This window comes from Pseudoalteromonas sp. NC201 (assembly GCF_002850255.1).
Taxonomy (GTDB): Bacteria; Pseudomonadota; Gammaproteobacteria; order Enterobacterales; family Alteromonadaceae; genus Pseudoalteromonas.
Genome location: NZ_CP022523.1, coordinates 55,211 through 73,430, shown reverse-complemented (window position 1 = coordinate 73,430; position 18,220 = coordinate 55,211). Strand labels below are relative to the sequence as shown.

At 40.6% G+C, this 18,220-nt stretch carries 16 protein-coding genes; 5 read left to right on the top strand and 11 right to left on the bottom strand.

Annotation, left to right across the window (positions count from 1 at the left end; translation table 11 throughout):
• Positions 1-72: 72 nt before the first annotated feature.
• The 9 genes from PNC201_RS18330 to PNC201_RS18290 form a co-directional block, all read right to left on the bottom strand.
• A complete protein-coding gene (locus PNC201_RS18330; RefSeq protein ID WP_102057937.1) occupies positions 73-1,404 on the bottom strand; it encodes a S8 family peptidase in 1,332 nt (443 codons plus the stop codon).
• Between the two features lie 139 nt (positions 1,405-1,543).
• Positions 1,544-2,077, bottom strand: a complete 534-nt coding sequence (locus tag PNC201_RS18325; RefSeq protein ID WP_102057936.1) for a phage tail protein — start codon at positions 2,075-2,077, stop codon at positions 1,544-1,546.
• 11 nt (positions 2,078-2,088) lie between these two features.
• Positions 2,089-2,613, bottom strand: a complete 525-nt coding sequence (locus PNC201_RS18320; RefSeq protein WP_102057935.1) for a phage tail protein — start codon at positions 2,611-2,613, stop codon at positions 2,089-2,091.
• A gap of 11 nt (positions 2,614-2,624) precedes the next feature.
• Positions 2,625-3,146: a phage tail protein gene (locus PNC201_RS18315; protein ID WP_102057934.1), complete on the bottom strand. Its 522-nt coding sequence runs from the start codon at positions 3,144-3,146 to the stop codon at positions 2,625-2,627.
• A gap of 12 nt (positions 3,147-3,158) precedes the next feature.
• Positions 3,159-3,452 carry a DUF6916 family protein gene (locus PNC201_RS18310; RefSeq protein WP_223192109.1) on the bottom strand — a complete coding sequence of 98 codons (294 nt, stop codon included), beginning with the start codon at positions 3,450-3,452 and terminating at the stop codon, positions 3,159-3,161.
• 119 nt (positions 3,453-3,571) lie between these two features.
• On the bottom strand, positions 3,572-4,081 hold the full coding sequence (locus PNC201_RS18305) for a GNAT family N-acetyltransferase (RefSeq protein WP_039494928.1): 510 nt from the start codon (positions 4,079-4,081) through the stop codon (positions 3,572-3,574).
• Between the two features lie 18 nt (positions 4,082-4,099).
• Positions 4,100-5,407 (bottom strand): class I SAM-dependent methyltransferase, encoded by a 1,308-nt coding sequence (locus PNC201_RS18300; RefSeq protein ID WP_102057933.1) that lies wholly within the window; start codon positions 5,405-5,407, stop codon positions 4,100-4,102.
• A 58-nt stretch (positions 5,408-5,465) separates the two neighbouring features.
• The gene (locus PNC201_RS18295) at positions 5,466-6,083 is read right to left on the bottom strand and encodes an aspartyl/asparaginyl beta-hydroxylase domain-containing protein (protein ID WP_010377783.1); all 618 of its coding nucleotides are present in this window, start codon (positions 6,081-6,083) and stop codon (positions 5,466-5,468) included.
• Between the two features lie 98 nt (positions 6,084-6,181).
• The gene (locus PNC201_RS18290; RefSeq protein ID WP_102057932.1) at positions 6,182-6,913 is read right to left on the bottom strand and encodes a hypothetical protein; all 732 of its coding nucleotides are present in this window, start codon (positions 6,911-6,913) and stop codon (positions 6,182-6,184) included.
• Positions 6,914-7,169: 256 nt separating this feature from the next.
• Here PNC201_RS18290 and PNC201_RS18285 point away from each other — a divergent pair, with 256 nt between their 5' ends.
• From PNC201_RS18285 to PNC201_RS18270, 4 genes are all read left to right on the top strand, one after another.
• Positions 7,170-11,006 carry a TOMM system kinase/cyclase fusion protein gene (locus PNC201_RS18285; protein WP_102057931.1) on the top strand — a complete coding sequence of 1,279 codons (3,837 nt, stop codon included), beginning with the start codon at positions 7,170-7,172 and terminating at the stop codon, positions 11,004-11,006.
• 10 nt (positions 11,007-11,016) lie between these two features.
• Positions 11,017-11,265 carry a hypothetical protein gene (locus tag PNC201_RS18280; protein ID WP_010605248.1) on the top strand — a complete coding sequence of 83 codons (249 nt, stop codon included), beginning with the start codon at positions 11,017-11,019 and terminating at the stop codon, positions 11,263-11,265.
• Between the two features lie 185 nt (positions 11,266-11,450).
• Positions 11,451-12,389 (top strand): hypothetical protein, encoded by a 939-nt coding sequence (locus tag PNC201_RS18275; protein ID WP_102057930.1) that lies wholly within the window; start codon positions 11,451-11,453, stop codon positions 12,387-12,389.
• A gap of 2 nt (positions 12,390-12,391) precedes the next feature.
• A complete protein-coding gene (locus tag PNC201_RS18270; protein WP_102057929.1) occupies positions 12,392-13,981 on the top strand; it encodes a hypothetical protein in 1,590 nt (529 codons plus the stop codon).
• A gap of 131 nt (positions 13,982-14,112) precedes the next feature.
• Here PNC201_RS18270 and PNC201_RS18265 read toward each other — a convergent pair whose 3' ends face one another.
• The gene (locus tag PNC201_RS18265) at positions 14,113-16,296 is read right to left on the bottom strand and encodes an OsmC domain/YcaO domain-containing protein (protein WP_102057928.1); all 2,184 of its coding nucleotides are present in this window, start codon (positions 16,294-16,296) and stop codon (positions 14,113-14,115) included.
• A 262-nt stretch (positions 16,297-16,558) separates the two neighbouring features.
• Between PNC201_RS18265 and PNC201_RS18260 the strand changes: the two genes are divergently transcribed.
• A complete protein-coding gene (locus PNC201_RS18260) occupies positions 16,559-17,461 on the top strand; it encodes a phytanoyl-CoA dioxygenase family protein (protein ID WP_102057927.1) in 903 nt (300 codons plus the stop codon).
• Positions 17,462-17,542: 81 nt separating this feature from the next.
• Here the strand turns inward: PNC201_RS18260 and PNC201_RS18255 are convergent, their stop codons facing one another.
• Complete coding sequence (locus PNC201_RS18255) at positions 17,543-18,151, bottom strand: GNAT family N-acetyltransferase (protein WP_010605243.1); 609 nt, start codon at positions 18,149-18,151, stop codon at positions 17,543-17,545.
• Between the last annotated feature and the right edge of the window lie 69 nt (positions 18,152-18,220).

Genomic DNA, 18,220 nt, shown 5'->3' with positions numbered 1-18,220 from the left:
CCAGAAGCTCACTTCCAAGGTAGGAACGACCTTTATCCAACTTGTTGTGTTATCAGTAGCTAACACAGCCGTTTAATTACTTTGCTTACTCTGGTTGTCCAACGCTAAACCAGACACTTGAGCCAGCTTTTGTTTGACTTTACTTGCCGTTAGTCTGGGTTCAGCGGCCAACAGCAGTGCAATCATGCCCGTGCAATATGCCGCTGCGTAAGAAGTACCACCAAAACCACTGTATGCATTATTTCTTGCAATACCCCTAGCACTATAACCTGGCATCCAAGCACTAACCGATTTACCAAAGTTGCTAAAACTTGCCGGCATACCGCTGCTATTCATTGCGCCCACCACCACCGCAGATGCAATACTCGCCTCTGTGCTGTTTGCTTTAATCATCTTCCCGCTGTTTCCAGCGGCTATAACTACCAGCGCACCTTTACCGCCTCGGCCGGTTTGTGCTAGGCCATCAATGGCATCTTTTATTGGTTCCAGTAGTAACTGTGTTCGCCAACTCATGTTAACAACATCGGCTTGCGCCAGTTGCGCAATATGTAACGACTCCAATGTATGGCTTGTCCAGCTTTTTGTTTGCCTTATTGCAATAAGCCCTGCGTCGATTGCAAGGCCCGCCATTTCAGCTGGCAAAGCGTCATTTTCTCTGGCAAAGATCACTCCGACTACCTTAGTACCATGTTTATCAAAGCGGTTTTGCGGCTGTACGTCCTTGACTCTTCTTTCAATATCGTAGGTGAGTAATACCTTAGTTTTACTTAAGGCCTCATGTTTTAAATCAAAGCCATCATCGATAACAACTATTTTTACTCCCTCACCTTGAGTCAATTGTTGTAGTTGTTTTTGCCATTTCTCTAACTGAAATAAACGAAAGGGTAAGCTTTTCATAGAACCTGATTGCGACAAGGTTTTTGTTAACCATTGCGCAGCGTTATGATTTTCAACTTCGAGCTTACTTTTTATTTGTAAAATATCTGGTTGGGCATATATTACCCCCTCTAAACCACTGGCAATCGCTAGTGCAGCAGTTAAGCGCTTTGCGGACGCGTCTTTTAGCGATACCACCATAAACTCGTGCTCTGCAAATGGCCCAAAGGTGGCTAACTGACCCACCTCTATTTTTTGTTTTAAGGCGTTTGTAACGCCACCGCCCATCCCAGCCTTTATTTTTATGATTATTCTGTTATTCAGCTCTAACAATTGTTCTGAATTAGCAAACTTATACACACTCTTAGGTTCAGCGCTGCTCTTTTCAAGCTTTATCTTGTTGCCAAAATTAACAAGCTCAATTCCCTGTGCATTCGTCGTACCAATAGATAAAACAACAAATATAAAGCACAGCACCAGCTTAAATCTTGTTAGATAAAAAAGCTGACAAACCTCTTTTTTACACATTGGTTACCACTCTTACAAACACCACAGTAAGTTACTAATTTAAAAGCTATAATAACACCCAATTACCGCCGTAAAATATAAGTATTAGTAAGGATCAGCACCAAACCAATCTCTTACCAATACTTTGCGCCTTACTAAGCTAGTTCCTTGGTGGAAATGTACCATCTAGTGCCAATGCAAACTGAATCGCCAAAAATGGCTGACGGTTTTCATGTCCAGCATTTGCCATACCATTGGCACCAAGCGCAGTATAGTCCATCTCTACCTGCTCTTGCGCATTAGGAGCGTTATCATAAATAGCACCAACTGTAGACTGAGCGAGTAGATTTCCCTGCCCCGTATCAACGGTTCCAGCTAGCGAAGTCGTACCATTAAAAGTGTGGGTATGAGCAGGTAAGTCCGACGCAACTAGCACAACTTCATTGTCGCCTTGCTTTTCGGTTAACCAATTTGGTGTTAGGCCTGGACCTGTCCCCGTCCCCATCGGAACTCTACATTGTAAATTTGGCACCCCCATGGTGGTGCGACAATCACCACCAAAGTTACAGCCTATTACCGCAAAAAGTGCTGAATTTTGCGATATAGGTAGTAGCTGTCCTCCACAACTGGTCCACCACTCTGGTGTAAAATTGCAAACAAACATTCGAACTTCACCTAAAAAACAATCAGCCATTATTCTTCTCCTTAATTTCTAGGTGGATATATGCCATTTAGGCATATGATAAAATTAACCCCAAGGCTAGGCATTTTGTTTTCATGAGCCTGATTGCTTCCCGTGGAGGCAATGATGCCATCATACATAGCTGAAGGGCCATCATTGTGCTGGGCCGTTGCTGGTTCACAGTAAATATCAGCTTTACCCAACACTTGCCCACCAGGGTTTGTACCCGTCGCGGTATTGTTACTTACCTGAAAATTATGGCTATGCGATGGTATTTGACTGATATCTAAGGAGACCGTTTCTACCCCTTTCATTGTTCCTATCTGTGTTGGCGTTAACCCGGGACCATTGCCAAATCCCATAGGTAATCGACCTCGCATATCAGGAAACCCAAAACTACTTCTTCCATCACCACCATAAATATTCCCAAGCAAAGAGAATAATGCTTCATTCCCTGTAATTGCAGTGATCTGCCCATAACAAAACGCCCATTTAAACGGCGAGTAATTGCCGGCAAACATCGTTATCTGTCCAATAAACCCTTCCATTTACGGCCTCCTTAGTTTCGGCTTGGATAAATGCCAGTTAGTGCGATGGCAAAATTAAGAGATAAGCTGGGTTGCATATTATTGTGGCTCTGACCGCCGCCAATGCTTGATACCGTAGAGCCAGAGGCATTTACCAAATTCGATGCTGCAGCATATATAGGCTCTGCCGTCTGCGTCGCCATTTGGTTTGGTGTGGGAAAATTTGCGAATGGAAAGTTAGCCGTTTTCGTACTTGCTTGCACGCTGTGGGTGTGTGCAATATTTGCTAAGGTTAAGGTTACGTTTTCAGCGCCACCAGCATTGCCTCTATCGTAACTAACGTTTCCTAAGTCACCAAGCCCCACCGGTACTCTGCCACGAAAGTCTGGTAGACCAAAGGTTGTTCTACCATCACCACCATACGCGGTGCCGGTAAGAGAATAAAGCGCTGGATTTTGGCTAATTTGAATTAGCTGACCATTACATAAAGACCAATTTTTAGGTGCCCAATTATAGCCATAGAGGGTAACCTGTCCAATATAGGGTTCTGACATTATTAAACTCCTTTATGCTTCTTTTTTTATGCTGATAATTATTTGATACTTGTCTTTTTCGTATGCAGATAAAAACAGTGGCATTTCACCCAACTTTTGATGCTTTAATGTATACGTATCATCAGTAAGCGGAAAATTTGATTTGGCGGTTAACGTTACAGAAAATCCTTCAAATTCATTACTGTTTAGCTTGCACTCATCAATAGCATCAACTTGCAACTCGTTTAGCTTATGCTTGCCATCGGCCGTAAATACTTCAACATCCTGACCGATTAAGTCTTCAAATAAACTACTAGTTAGTTTCACAACACTTGCTCCTTTGCTCATTAAGTTAGACTCGCTCTTGTTAACTAAAAAACAGTTATTAATACCAATGATCAAGCGAGGCGCTTTATTACCTTTCGTTCATTACCCCTCTTTTTAAATTAACCTAAAACTATATTCCTCAACGCTGGCGGATACCAAATTAGTAACTCATAAGGAGCCTTAATTGATTCAATTTTAAAGCCTAGCTTCTGATATAAACGCTTTGCATCGTAATTATTTTGCAATACCGACAGAGTCATCGGCACGCCGGATTGAGCAGCAGCTTGCTGGAAAGATTGAACAACTGCTGCACCGAGTCCTAATCCACGAGCTTGAGGTATTAAAGCAATTTCTATTAATCTCACTTCATTATTACCAAAGTCAATTGTCGCCTTGCCTATTCGCTCATGGTGTTTTTCAATAATGAAATACATAGCGTTTGGAAATTGATCTCCATAGCCATTACTTTGCGCTTTAAACTGCATTTCAATAATTGACTCTATAAAATCCTTATCTCCATCAATCAACTGCAAATCTTGCCGAGTGCTATGGTGTAAGCTTTCCAGAAAGCCTTTATCTTCTGGTTTTGACGGTCTAACATATAAACCATCTGGAGGCGTAAACTTCATCACTCTTACCTTTATATTTTAACTATAAAAACCAACTACTTTTCGATTAATAGCACCAACTAATTTATCATCAAGTCGATTACCAATTTTATCAAGCAGCCAAAACTCAAATTCCTCAAACAACCTAAACCGATACAAGGCTTCTAAAACCAATTCTAAACTTAACTCAAGTTCACCCCATATTTGTGTATCCAAAGACCACTCACATTCATGGTTTTTAATATCAAGCTTATTTACTTTATTTAATTGGCATTTAACGAAGATACGTTTAATTTGGAAAATTCCAGACTCACCCACCTCATGATAAGCGGGAAGATTTGGTAAACTTTCATCAGGGAAGCTAAAGATAAACTCAGGTATTGGATCGTTAATATACTCAAACATGATCCGATCACCGGCCTTTAGATTTTTATCTTGGTACTTAATTGGTAAATTCAAGCTGCATTGGTTTTCGGTGAGTCTATGCTCCCTATAGACTTTGATTTCCGTTTTCAATTCCAGTGTATGATAAACTTTCCCGCAATCCGGTACCTCAAACGAACCAGATAAAACATCTAGATTATTCTCATTGAGTGCGCTTGCTGTGTTTTTATCGAGACGGAAAAACGAACCAAGCTCAGCTGGGTTGACTCTTTGCTCACTTTTCGTCAGAGAACTTGGATTGCATAGCCAAGCAGTAAGCTCAATTTCTTGAGGTATGAGCTCTCCATCTGGCTTTAAAAACTGTTGAAGGTGACTAAAAATCCATACTTGAGGCTCTCTGCGTAATAAGGTATTCATGGTCTCGGAAATAATGAGATCAAACTCTATTGGTTCTTCAGGTAGCCAAGTCGTTGCATCTGCGTGCACTATACGTTTCACCATATGAGCGATATCAAGTTTAGTTACCAGCTCATGTATTGCTTGCGTATTTTCTGGATGAATATCTAAAAGTGTTACTGAGACTGGACTCGTTTTGTGGAGCGCGAGAAAAGGTAATAGTAATACACCATATGGCCCGGTCCCTGCGTAGAGGATATTTATATTATCTTGCTGATTGATTTTGTCTCGTATCGCGCTCGCAACGCCCTGCATAAGTATCTGACTACGTAGCGTTTCTAGTAAACATTTAGCTGCCTGAACAGGTGAAATCGCGACCCCTTTGTCAGTGTTTATATCAGACCAATCATTCATATCGAAGTCAGTGGATACGCCTGTTAGCTCAGCTAGAGCCTCAGACATAGATAGTGCGTGAGGTCTATTTAGCCCAGCATCAATATCATTTAGGAGCAAAGCTTGAGAGTGCTCTAGCAATTTTTTTACTTGGTACACGCTGCCAGACGTCATTACAGATCCTTCAACCTATTATTTTTAAATCGCTTGCTAACGAAACACACTGCATTTTTTAGCTTGTATACTCTTCACAAGGAACGCCCATTGACCCTGACTGGCAATCTAATAACCAATCATTTACTTTGCAATCAATAACGATATTGACTCTATCAAGGTTTCCTCGGTTAGCGACACTGTGTATTTTGTCCGCATTTATGTACCACACCTCTCCTTCTTTCATTGGTACTTGCATACCATCAACGACAAACTCAAGAGCAGTGTCGATGACCAAAGGTATATGAAGTCTTGCTTCACCATTTTCGATACAAAGGCCGCCATCTCTGTGAGGTTTTATAAAAGCACCTGCTTTCAATCGCATGATTCTTACAGAGAGAACTTCACAGGGGAAATTATCAACGAATGATTTAAGTAGCGGCTTTTCTTCTAATATAGGTAAGTTTTGCCAGTGAGTGCCTGACTCAATCGCAAAGTTTTGTAAGATCGGGTGAGCAGATAAATGCTCTGACAAACAACGCAACGCAACTACGTCCCACCCGCCGTCGTAATTTGCTTTATTTACATGGTCAGTCCAGGCCAGCTCATTCAGCGTCCCAAGCTCGTCGAGTACTTGTTGATGTTCAAGAAAAATTGGAAGCTTAAAATAAGCTAACCGTTCCTTACTATATGGCATAACCATCCTTAAGTTCACAGATAACTAACCTAACGTAACTCAAGCTCCAAACTGCTTAAGTGGCAAAAAAGTAAAATCCGATCAAGCCCTTCCTCAGCTTAGTCCACCTCGATAAAATTGCGAATATTTTGATCTAATTTCCATTGGCGATCTGAAAACTTCCCACCATTGATAATAATCTGATTAGCGCCATCGATACTTGTAACTGTGCGTTTTTGCTTTTGACTCAATGTATAGTTTTTTAAAAATACTCCATTGCTTTCAAAAACTTTGATACTAGAACTGCCAGAATTCAAAACAAATAACTGATTAGACTTACCAATGGTGATGCTCTTTGGACCATTAAGTTGATAGTCTTGCTCAATTCCGAACTCACCAAAAGTGCCCAATATTTCACCGCTAAAGTCGGCTAACACTATGTGGTGCTTTCCAGGTTGCAATAAATAAAGCTGTTGTTGTGTCGGATCTACAGCAAAATCTTTAAGATCGCTAATGTATTTAGGTAAAGGCAATTCATTGGAAGCAGGGTTACCCTGGGTATCAAAAACCCTGATCACCCTCTCATGTTCGAAGTAAACGTAGAGAGAATCTCCGTAACGCCTAATTATATTGGCTCTTTTTTTAAAAGAAACTCGTTCCCCTGAAGGGCTTAGAACATCCCTGATAGGTACTTGAATACCGAGTTCATTCAATAGATTTTCAGGAAGCCTTTCCGTTGTATCTTTTGATACTCCAGAAGCAGTGAAGCTTTGTCTAGCAAAACTAACAGGAGGCAAGACTGATGCAACCGTGAGTGCTGCACCAGCAAACATAAACGTTCGGCGTTTCATTCATTTTTCCTTTTTATTCTTATAGGTAAAGTATGCCAACTTTTTCGAGCAGAAGGAATTACACTCCATTACAAGCAATATTCCAAAAAAACCACCCAAATAAAAATAGAATATTTTCAAATACTTACGAAATCCCACAGTCAACCCAGACTGTTAATTATCCAATTTTAAAAAACAATTAAAATTCTCATGCTAGACAAGTATTTACATTCCAATTACCCTATACCATTAACAAAAAATAAGAATTAGTAATCATATGTCTCTGACACAGTTTTCGGATAGCCATATTGTCGATGTATTCCAGTCTGACAAATACCAACTACTTGAAAAAATTGGAGAAGGTGGATTCGGTAAAGTTTTTAAGGCGCGCCAAATAAACACAGGGCAAATCGTTGCACTAAAATTTTTGGCGTTAGAACCACAACTAGAAGCGACGAAAAAACAAAGATATGCAGAACGTTTCAATCGTGAAACCTTACTTTGTAGTCAATTAAACCACCCAAATATCGTACGATTATTAGATAAAGGACAATTAAATGAAAATTTAATGTTTGGAGTCTTCGAGTATGTGGAAGGACAAACATTAAGGGACTATCTAAGTCAAAATGGCGCGATTGATTCTGTGTATGCAACCGACATCATGTTGCAGGTGCTAGATGCACTTATTCATGCCCATCAACAAGGCATTATTCACAGAGACATAAAACCAACCAATATTATGCTAAGCCAATCTGGTGCTAAGACTTACGCCAAAATACTTGATTTTGGTATCGGTACACTTGCGCAAGAAAGCCGCCAACATGACTTTGAAACAATCACGCTTACGCAAGAAACATTGGGCACGCCTTCTTACAGCGCACCAGAACAATTACGTGGCGAGCCAGCTTCTGCCAAATCAGATCTTTATGTATGGGGTCTAGTATTCTTAGAATGTTTAACAGGCGTGCCTGCGGTGACGGGCACTAGCGTCGCATCGATTTATCACAAACAATTAAGCGATGTACACATTCCAATTCCCAGCGCCCTACTTGGCCACCCCCTTGCGGGACTGCTTAGGCGTGTACTCAATAAAAGTGCGTTGGAACGTGTGATCACCGCAACCGAGGCATTTTCTGAACTTGCTCGGATGAACGTATCGAACCTTGTTGGTGTGCTAAATGATGTTAAAGCCCAGCATGGTTACGACGAAACCACAGTAATGATCCGTGATGACGATCCTAATCATCGCGCCATTCAAGAATATACTGCGCTTACTGAGCGCAAGCAGCTAACCGTTCTTGCTGTAAGGTTAAGTGTCAAAGCACTCGACAACAATGAAAAAGACTTCGATGTCATAGACACGGTTTATAAATCTCAACGCAATCACTTTATTGATATCGCGACTCGTTACGGCGCTTATCATGTGGGTAATCTCGCCGATACCAGTTTGTTTTATTTTGGCTACCCCGTTAGCAGCGATAATGATGCGCGATTATCTGCCCGTACCGCACTTGAAATGATAAGCGAGCTTGCGAAGCGTAACGCGCTAATGCAAGAAGCTCACAGAGTCGCGCTTAACGCCCATATAGGAATTCACACTGGGATATTTATTACCTATGCTAATGCCGTACCTGAAGGACATCACGCGAATATTGCAGCAGCACTCTCCCGTGAAGCTGGCGAGCGCCAAGTCTTATGTAGTGCAGAGTCACGCTCACTCCTTGATGCTTTTTCTGAATTCAATCTGTACGGCCAAGTACAAATAGGCCCGTTATTTGAACTAACGCCGGTTTATAACTTGCAAGGAGAACGTCGCATCGAAGCATTTGGCTTTATGCGTGGTACAAAGAACCATCACGAACTTGTTGGTCGTCACCTTGAGCTTGAACAGACACTTTCACTCATTAATAACGAGGTCGAAGGTGCAACCCGCATCGCTCACATTCATGGTGAGGCTGGCATAGGTAAATCTCGGCTGCTGCAAGAAATTCGTGCTAATGCACCGCAATATCAACATTTAGTCGCCCAGTGTTTACCAGAGCATCAAAATAATGCTTTGTATCCAATTTTAACGCTGGTCAAGTATCTATTTAACACCGAGCAGCTAGATGCTCATTCAGCCAATACCGTTTTTAGTTATGTATTATCCAACATGGATAGTAAGCTCGATTTAGCACAAGCTATCCCTGTGTTGCTAGTTTGGCTCAATATCTCACTTGATGATGAAATCACGCCTTCTACACTTTCTCCCGATGAGCAAAAGCAAGTGTTGTTTAAAGGGCTTTGTGCATTGTTATTGTCAAATCGCCATGGACTCAGCAAGTTTAAGCTTTACATTATCGAGGACATTCACTGGGCAGATAGCACCACCTTAGAGTTTTTACATCACTTTGTCGGTGCGCTCGCTTCAGGTGATGTTTTACTAAGCACTTCAAGACAAGCGGTACCAACTCAGTTAAAAGACCTCACCTTAGTGGATGTTTGTCTGAAAAAACTAACCGAAAAAGCCACAGAAGATTTTATCATTAATTTGTTTGATGGCCGCCGAGTGTCAGAGCAAGTTCTCAAATTACTTACCAGCCGCACCGACGGGATCCCGCTATTTATTGAAGAACTCGTCAACATGCTTAAACAAAAGGCATTAGTTGGAGATAAAGGCGGAGAGATTGACTTCCTCGCACCAGATAAACTTGACCATGTACCTACGAGTTTAAGAGAGTCATTACAACAAAAACTAGATAGCCTCAGTCACGCCAAAGAAACAGCCCAACTAGCAGCCACAATTGGCCGAGAGTTTGAATATGATTTACTCGTTGCGGCATCTTCTTTAAGCGAAAACCAGATCCAAAACGACTTAAATGAGTTGATAGCAAACGACCTTATTGTGCAGCAACGTCGTGTTGATAACGATAGCTATATTTTTAAACACGCTTTGGTACGTGATGCTGCCTATGAAAGTATGGGTAAGCATGAATCGCATGCACACCACATGAGTATAATTGAGGTACTCAACAATACAGGAATGAGCCAAAAGCAACCACTGCTTACAACCCACCATTTAGCAAAAGTGGGAGAGCATGATGCGGCTGTTGAATTATTACTAACATCAGCAAAAAGCGCCGCTGCGATTTATTCTGTCGCAGAGGCCAGTATTTACTATGCAGAGGCATTGAATTTCTTCCAAAATGGTTTAATCGATAACCAGCCTTTACTCCATAAGATTAAAAATGCACTTGCCTCATCTAGGATTGCATACAATGGTTGGCTAGATACGTTGGCAAAAAAGCACGTGCTTCAAAATATCAGTGAACTCGCCACAATTTTAGACCCTAAAGAGCGCTTCATTACGATGAGAGGCGAATGGCTGCACGCCTACGCTACCGGTGATATTTTAAAAGCTCATAATATAGGATTACAGCTGCACGAAAACAAAAGCGAATATCCACCTCACCAACACCCAGTGATCTTCGAGCTTTTATCGCAATCCTACTTTTCACTGGGGGAGTTTGACAAAGTAATAGCGCTTGTCGATACGTTACCAAAAGAAGGCTTTTTCGATAATAGCTCTCAAGCCATAACTGATAATTACGGCTTTTGCTCTGAACTCACTTGTATTGCTTTTAAAGCTCTATCACAGTTGCTCACTGGTAAGGTTGATTTGGCACACAGCGCTATGAATAATTTAGCTGAACTTTCCAAAGATATAAATATAAATGATATTAGCTCAGCAACAAATGGAATATGGGCGTGGTTTAAGCTAATACATGCTTCAATACAAAACGATTCCATTAATTTTAAAAAATATCAAGATGAAGCAAAATATTACTCATCAACAGGGGTAAGCCTTGCAAAAAACTCTAATAACGCTGGCTGGTTGGGTTATAATAATATGCTCAACTACTTGGCAAATTTAGATGATATAGGTAGTTTACAAGAATTCGAAGAAAAAATATCAAGCTTTGCTGGGTATCGTTCACATCGAACTTTTTATTATTACTTTTTATATAAAGTATTACTATTTAATAAAAACACAATGAAAGATGATGCTTATAATGAATACTTAAATGATAAGGCTAGCACTAAAACCTTATACCTCCAAAACTATGAAAATTAGGAAATGAAAAATGAGTGATAATACAAAACTACCAACCGGTTTAATCTCTTATATCTATAATGTAACTAACGATGAAGCTTTGAAACAACGAGCGACCGATAACTTGGCTGAAGTGATGGCTGAGTTTGATTTAACAGCAGATCAAAAACGCATTATTACTGAAATTTCTTTAGAGACTGGATTGACAGATGATCTGTGGGATCAACTATCTGCAGAACTAAGACCTGAAGTTCAACACACTATCAAAACAATTTGGTAATACATAGGAGCAGCGGGTGATTTTTAGCTTAATCAAGCGTGTATTTTTTTGTAGTGAAACTCTGTCAACGGTACAGGAACGATTTAGTTGTTTTACTTTGTAAAATTCTAATGTTATTAACATCAGAAACAGAACAAAAAATAGACCAAAAATTAAGTTAAATTGGTATTTCACCCGCATTCATCATGAAATATAGTAAAAGTGAGCTTTATAGCATTGCACTTGATAGTGAGGTTCAACATCTCAATCGCACAATAACGGAAAAGCTTCAGCCAATTGTAAATGGCATTCCTGAAAATATACATGCAATATGTTTTGAAAAGAGAATTGAACAGTTTGAAGAAGCAGTTGATTTCCTAGTATGCTATTACTGCTCTCCTCATAATTTAGATAGCGTTTTATCTTATATAAACCAAAAACTTCCAAATGAATACGCCCACAGAATAAACAAGTTTATAAAGAGGAGGAAGCTTTCTTCTACTTACAAACCTGTAAACTTAATATGGTTTAGCTTTGACTGGGAAGATGGTCGTTATAGCACAGTCCCAACATTTTGTATAAGTACACAACATTGTCAGTTTGCTGACTTCAGCCTATTAAGCGCATTTATAATTAACGCATCTGAGTTTTTAGCTCCTGAATTTTTAAATAAAACAAAAGAGTTACTTCCTAGTTTAGAGAATACTAGGATAAACCACTTCAGCTTTACATTTGGACGAAAGGAATTTAGAGCTAAATTCGTTTTTAAATTAGAAACATTGAAACTTCCCGGTTTACTCAAAGATCTAGACTGGAAAGGAAACTTATATCTACTGGAACAGTTATTAAATGCTATTGTTCATGTATCAGATGAAATACAAGTTGGGCTTTCCTATTCAACGGAGTTGTCAGAAAAAATTGAAATTGAACTGCCTTGGATCACAAACCTTGACGAAAATTACCTACATGACAGCTTTTTGAGCGCACTAAGAAAAATAACAGACAAAAAATTAAGCACTAACTTAACTCCTTGGCTCAACCTGAAAGTACAAACTGGTTACTATATAAAAATAACCCTCACATCAACATCTGAATTTAATATCAAATCATATTTATATTCTTCACCTTATAAGAAAAGGAAATAACCATGAAAAGTGTAATAGCGAAGCTCTCTTTACTATTAGTAAGTACTGGTACTTTTGCTACTGAATACAGCATTTTTCCAGATTGGCTAGTCAAAGACGAATGCACATTAACTGAGCCCTTTCCTTTTCCTAGCGACTTGACTCAGCTAAAACCTTACCCTCTTGACGCATACAATAAGTTAGTGAAGTCATGTGAAAAGTTAAAACCCGTAAAACCCTCTGAATCGAAGAAGCTTGACTATTTGGATCATCGTTACGCACTATTTTCATGGTTGAGCTTTATTGCACTAAACAGGCAATTGGACGAAAATTATAAGCTCACACAAAATAATCTAAAAGTGTGTACTGCCGACTCAGGCGCCAACTGCCCGCTTCCACTTTGGATAAACTGGCGTGAAACCGAGACCATTTTCACAGTAGATGCAACGCCTCCGGTAAACTGGGATATATCCAAAAACTTTGCCATGATGCAGCCTTTATCTGCTGTGGAACAAGTTGCGCCTAAAAATGAACCGAAAAAACATGCTATTTTAACCGATCAAAAAAACAATCCTGTTTATTATCAAAAGTTCGTCAGTCCATATGTTTTCAATTTTATTACTAAAAACAAACTATATAGCATAGATGGCCAAATTGAATTCGCGAATAACCCGACTTATAGTTGGGCGTGCAAAAGTCAGCAGGCAAGTAATATGTGTATCAACATGAATACTATTGGCTTTTTAGCTTGTTCCGACAAATCTTCACTACCAACTTGTAACTTGCCACAAAACTTGACAAGTTTTGACCCTAAGCCGCCAGGCCTTGCTATAGAGATAAAGGTAGCTTGGAAATTGCTAGATGAGTCAGATGACCCTAGTAAATATATTCGAGCCAAACTACCCGTAAAGCGCTACAACCAGATACAAAATGGCGAAGCTGGTTCATTTAAAATCGAAGAAAAAGAAGTTGGCGTTGTTGGATTTCATATAATGCAGAAAACTGGCACGTCTAGTAACTGGATTTACGCAACCTTTTCACATCAGAATAATGTTTGGGGCAACTCACCAACATTTTTCAACAAGCAATGCCCAACATGCGCAATCAATCATCCAGTAGGAGGCACTAAGCCTACTCAGGTGGTGCGATTAGAGCAAATATCACCTGTTGTTGAGCAAGTGAACCAGCATATTTCTAAGTTGTTTAAACAAGAAAACGCTGTCCTTCAATATTACAAACTGATTGGTACCCAATACTCAACTAATAACCGAAGTAAGCCAATGACTGATATTAACGGCCAAGCAAGTGATACGATTGAAACCAAACTCATTAATTATTCGGGAGGAATGCCTCACCCAGTTTATTTGACCAATGAAGTGATTGAGACATTTTTACAACTAGGAAACCAACCTCAAGGTAAAGAAGAAGCGCTTTATTATAAAAGCTCCTCTTGTATGAATTGTCATGCGGCAGGCGGGATCGCAACTGAATGCGATAAGAGTACTGGCAAACCAATATTTACACCACGTACAGCAGATTTCTCTTTTATATATCACGATGCAAAGACACAGTTTAAAAACCAAAACTGTATCAAAGAGGAAAAATCAAATTAAGGTTTTTAACCTGAGGTTCGGGGCTTAGCTACTACAGTTAATGTGTAACCACTAAATACACACCAGTCTATCAAACAGTAAAAGCAAGATAAGCAGTCATGCTATCTTGCTTTTACTTAGAAACATAAAGCTTAGCGCTGCGCTAATTTCCCTCTTGCTGCATGAAGCTTCTTATAACTTTCAATAAGACGCAGGTGCTTATCTAAACCTTCCAACTTCATGTTAGTTGGCGTTAAGCCATAGAATTTCACATCGCCATTAATTGAACCAATAACCGCATCCATCACGTCTTTAGAGAACATGCGAGTGAAGTTATGAATGTAATCTTCTATTTCTAGCTCTTCATCCAACGCAATTTCAAGCGTGGCATGCATTGCTTGGTAGAATAAGCCACGCTCAACCGTGTTGTCATTAAACTGCAAGAAGGTTTCAACTAATTCAATGGCCGCTTCGATATCGCCAAGCGCTAGATAGATTAAAATCTTAAGCTCAAGAATTGTAAGCTGACCCCACACCGTATTTTCGTCAAACTCAACGCCAATTAGGGTGATAATATCAATATAGTTATCAAGCTGGCTGTCTTCTAAGCGCTCAACCAAGTTAGCTAATGCTTCGTCATCTAGAGAATGGATGTTGAGAATATCTTCGCGATATTGCAGTGCTTTATTGGTGTTGTCCCAAATCAGATCTTCGGCAGGGTAGACTTCAGAAAAGCCCGGAACCAAAATACGACAAGCGATCCCTAAGTCTGTAAATTCCGCAATATAGGCTTCTTTACCTAACCCTTCCAAAATGCCAAATAACTTATCGCATTCTTCTTCATTAGTGCCTGTAAAATCCCACTCAACAAAATCGTAGTCATGCTTCGCACTAAAGAAGCGCCAAGAGATCACCCCCGTTGAATCGATAAAGTGTTCAACAAAGTTCTCCGGCTCAGATACCGCCATACTGTTAAACGTAGGTTTTGGTACATCGTTTAAGCCTTCAAAGCTACGCCCTTGTAACAACTCGGTTAAACTGCGCTCAAGTGCCACTTCGAAGCTAGGATGCGCCCCAAAAGAAGCAAACACACCGCCTGTTTTAGGATTCATCAGGGTTACGCACATTACGGGGAATTGACCGCCAAGAGATGCATCTTTCACCACCACAGGGAACCCCTGCTCTTCAAGCCCTTTGATCCCTTCAACAATACCTGGATATTTAGCAAGTACAGACTCTGGCACGTCAGGGAGCACGATTTCCTGCTCGATGATTTGCTTTTTCACCGCGCGTTCAAAGATCTCAGATAAACACTGCACCTTCGCTTCAAACAGGTTATTACCGGCACTCATACCGTTACTTAGGAATAAGTTTTCTATTAGATTTGACGGAAAATACACAGTTTCACCATCAGAATGGCGAGTATACGGAATAGAACAAATACCGCGCGCTACATTACCTGAATTTGTGTCGATTAGATGTGAACCGCGTAGTTCACCTTCAGGGTCGTAAATTTCACGAGTGTAGTCGTCTAAAATCTCAGTAGGAAGCGCATCATCAGCTTCAGGCTTAAACCACTTTTCGTTCGGGTAGTGAACAAATTCAGCATTTGCGATTTCTTCACCAAAAAACTGATCATTATAAAAGAAGTTGCAATTTAAACGCTCAATAAACTCACCAAGTGCTGAGCATAGCGCGCTTTCTTTGGTTGCCCCTTTACCATTGGTGAAACACATTGGTGAAGCAGCATCACGAATATGCAAAGACCAGACGTGTGGCACGATATTACGCCATGATGCAACCTCAATCTTCATGCCTAAATCCGACAGGATCTTGGTCATATTTGCGATAGTCTGTTCCAGCGGAAGATCTTTACCTAGGATAAAAGTGCTGTCGCTTTCGCTGGTATCAACCATCAGCATAGCCTGCGAGTCATCTTCAAGGCTTTCAACCGCTTCCACTTGGAATTCAGGTCCTGTTTGGATCACTTTTTTAACAGTACAGCGATCAATTGAGCGCAGGATACCTTGGCGGTCTTTTTCAGAAATGCTTTCCGGAAGCTCCACCTGAATTTTAAAAATTTGGTTATAACGATTTTCAGGATCAACGATGTTGTTTTGCGCCACACGAATTCCATCCGTTGGAATGTCACGCGCATTACAATACACCTTCACAAAGTAAGCTGCACAAAGCGCTGAAGAAGCTAAAAAGTAGTCAAATGGACTTGGTGCTGAGCCATCGCCTTTATAGCGAATTGGCTGATCTGCAATGACAGAAAAGTCGTCAAATTTGGCATCAATTCTGAGATTGTCGAGGTAATTTACTTTGATTTCCATTGGAAGGTTCCGGTGTGTTGCAATCGAAAACGCCAATTGTACTTGAGGATGCAAAGTGGTGCCAATGGAAGTTTCTGTTTATTCGAGTTGAGTTAATATAAACAAAATCCACAATGTAACCCACCGTAATTGCGCTAACTGGCATTTTACGACACTATAGTCAGTGCTGTAGCTGAGACAGACTCTATTGGCAGGCGAGTGAATATACTCGACAAACAACACTTAAGTCTCACAAGCAACAAAATAACTAGGAAGTACACGCATGACGATTGTGAGCAAAAGCAAACTCGATTTTTACGAAAACAACGGCTTCGTTTTATTTGAACAAACTTTACCCGACACACTGCTGGAACAACTGAAGCGACTATCTAATGCGCTCGAGAGTAAAGCAAAACAAGCACAGCAAGATGGAAAAGTCGCGACTCAATACCATTTATCAAATGAATCAGGTGAGCCAAAACTCTTTCGTTATAATGATTTGCTTTTTGAAGCGCCCGAGTTAATTATCGAACTACTCGCAACACCAGCAATGTTAGCGATCAGTGAACACCTTTGTGGTGTAGGCAGTGTTCCATTGCAATGTGACTTAGTCTGCAAATATCCACATCCCCACCCTCACATAGCTTGGCATCAAGATGCTCCTCATTCTCGTCATTTTGCATATTTAAATGTCGGTATCTATCTTGATGATGCGAATATAGATGACGGGTGCTTACGCTATTTGCCAAATTCCCAACACCAAATTTTGGATATTTATTCTCTCTCGAGCGAATATGGCTGGAACATTCCAGGGGTTGTACAGCAACCAGCTAAAGCCGGAGATATCTTAGTTCAAGACATGATGGTTTTACATGGCTCTGAGCCGAAACGCAGTGAAGGTCCGAGAAGGACAATATATGTAGAGCTTCGACCACTTGCAGGTGTCAATGAGAATCAAAGTAGTGAATGGGCTGAGCTTAGAAAGCAGTGGATGGCACACGTTATTCAGGCTGCAGACCCAGAAGACGTGCCTGAGAATTGGCTAGCCGTTTATGGTGAACCCAATTATGATTTGAATACGCTAGTAGAGCGTATCAAACAGAAACGAGAGGCCGTTATCCCAGCTGTTTGGGCACCGAAAATTGTTGAGCACCCAGACTATCCTACACCCGCCGACCTACGTTAGTCTGCATGAAGTAATTGTCACCGCTTATCGATGACAATTACCTCTGACCATACGGTGTTTGAAATTTCCTCTCACTTCACCTTAGCTAAAATCAAAAACACGATTTACTTCAATGCCATAGCACACTTCTTCAAACCTAAATCGTTTCATTGTTATCCCTTGGGCTTGGTCGAGGTTTACCGCCCCATGCTTTTCGTAAAAGCGTCTTGCTTGTTGGTTTTGTTCATAGATCCAGGTGTAAGCGCTTTGACAACCCAGCTCGTAAAGCTTTAACAAGCGTGCTTTCAACAGCGCCCTACCGAGCCCGCGGTTTTGGTGACTTGGTAAAATGTAACCACGATAAAGCTCGCCAGCATTCGTTCTCGATACTTTTTGGCTAACCGGGTTATACATTCGGCGATAAATCCCAGCTGCGCCGCAGCCTAATATTTTCCTGCCATCAGTCACAAGCAATGCTGTTTGGGTTGTCGAATTTTTGATAATCTCAGACCAAATAGTTGCAAAAAATTCGACGTTTCCCCTTTTTAGCACGTGCTCTGGTAAAAACCCGCTAAAGGCCGCTTGCCAACTCACCTTGGTGACTAAAGCCATTTCCTCTATATCTGCGGTGCTAGCAGTCTTTATGGTGATTTTTTCTGGCAGGTTAAATACGTCAACAAATGCCTTTTCATCTAACTCAGTGATATCCATATAAACACTCAGAAGCTCTTTTAAGTAACAATTAACACATTATTGTTACAACTTGTGATTTATACAAAT

Bases quoted from the DNA above. Each gene is read 5' to 3' on its own strand.
- PNC201_RS18305 (WP_039494928.1), bottom strand. From the start codon at position 4,081: ATGAAGTTTACGCCTCCAGATGGTTTATATGTTAGACCGTCAAAACCA.
- PNC201_RS18330 (WP_102057937.1), bottom strand. From the start codon at position 1,404: ATGTGTAAAAAAGAGGTTTGTCAGCTTTTTTATCTAACAAGATTTAAG.
- PNC201_RS18255 (WP_010605243.1), bottom strand. From the start codon at position 18,151: ATGGATATCACTGAGTTAGATGAAAAGGCATTTGTTGACGTATTTAAC.
- PNC201_RS18320 (WP_102057935.1), bottom strand. From the start codon at position 2,613: ATGGAAGGGTTTATTGGACAGATAACGATGTTTGCCGGCAATTACTCG.
- PNC201_RS18295 (WP_010377783.1), bottom strand. From the start codon at position 6,083: ATGCCATATAGTAAGGAACGGTTAGCTTATTTTAAGCTTCCAATTTTT.
- PNC201_RS18315 (WP_102057934.1), bottom strand. From the start codon at position 3,146: ATGTCAGAACCCTATATTGGACAGGTTACCCTCTATGGCTATAATTGG.
- PNC201_RS18290 (WP_102057932.1), bottom strand. From the start codon at position 6,913: ATGAAACGCCGAACGTTTATGTTTGCTGGTGCAGCACTCACGGTTGCA.
- PNC201_RS18325 (WP_102057936.1), bottom strand. From the start codon at position 2,077: ATGGCTGATTGTTTTTTAGGTGAAGTTCGAATGTTTGTTTGCAATTTT.
- PNC201_RS18285 (WP_102057931.1), top strand. From the start codon at position 7,170: ATGTCTCTGACACAGTTTTCGGATAGCCATATTGTCGATGTATTCCAG.
- PNC201_RS18270 (WP_102057929.1), top strand. From the start codon at position 12,392: ATGAAAAGTGTAATAGCGAAGCTCTCTTTACTATTAGTAAGTACTGGT.
- PNC201_RS18300 (WP_102057933.1), bottom strand. From the start codon at position 5,407: ATGACGTCTGGCAGCGTGTACCAAGTAAAAAAATTGCTAGAGCACTCT.
- PNC201_RS18280 (WP_010605248.1), top strand. From the start codon at position 11,017: ATGAGTGATAATACAAAACTACCAACCGGTTTAATCTCTTATATCTAT.
- PNC201_RS18265 (WP_102057928.1), bottom strand. From the start codon at position 16,296: ATGGAAATCAAAGTAAATTACCTCGACAATCTCAGAATTGATGCCAAA.
- PNC201_RS18260 (WP_102057927.1), top strand. From the start codon at position 16,559: ATGACGATTGTGAGCAAAAGCAAACTCGATTTTTACGAAAACAACGGC.
- PNC201_RS18275 (WP_102057930.1), top strand. From the start codon at position 11,451: ATGAAATATAGTAAAAGTGAGCTTTATAGCATTGCACTTGATAGTGAG.